Source organism: Amycolatopsis thailandensis (assembly GCF_002234405.1).
Taxonomy (GTDB): Bacteria; Actinomycetota; Actinomycetes; order Mycobacteriales; family Pseudonocardiaceae; genus Amycolatopsis; species Amycolatopsis thailandensis.
The window spans coordinates 1-592 of the sequence record NZ_NMQT01000385.1; the positions used below are offsets into that span (position 1 = coordinate 1).

Below are 592 nucleotides of genomic sequence, written 5' to 3' on the forward strand. Positions count from 1 at the left end.
CCCGTTGTCGACCCGGGTCAGGTGGTACACCGGGCCATTCGGGTCGGCGGGACCGTTCAGGTCGGCGCCGGGCACGCCGTACAGCGCGCACGTCCGGGACGACGTGTTCTTGTAGGTCAGCGGCACGTCGAGCTGCGTCGGCGAGTTCGGGGACGGCTTCGGCGCGCCGAGAGCGAGCGTCAGATCCGTTGTGGCACAACGGGGATTGTCACCCGACCCGGCAGGTTTCCCGGCGGCAGGCGGTTTCGCCGCTCCCGTTTCCTTGCCCTGCGGGGTGGGAGTGACGGAAGCCGCGGAGGTGGCGGTCGGTGCGGCGGATGTCTCCACCCCGCCGCCGCCCGCCGCCGCGGAAGACTGCGGCGCGGCCGAAGGAGTACCGGAGTTGTTGCACGCGACGACGGCGAGCACACCCGCGCAGGCCGCGATCACCTTGGCGACCCGCGCGACGTTCGTTCGAATGGATCGGTGGCTCATCGTGTTCTCCCCGCTCGCTGTGAATCATTCACCAAGCAGAATGCCCAACGGGGCCGGAAAGATGCGTCACGATGACACTGCTCTCACAAAAGCAACCCCGGCGACCGCGACACATCTT

The 592-nt window shown here is 68.4% G+C and carries 1 protein-coding gene; it reads right to left on the minus strand.

The annotated features are described in order from the left end of the window. Positions 1-474 (minus strand): DUF4232 domain-containing protein (locus tag CFP71_RS43055; RefSeq protein ID WP_093939499.1); only part of this gene is annotated, 474 nt, incomplete at its 3' end. Positions 475-592: the final 118 nt, after the last annotated feature.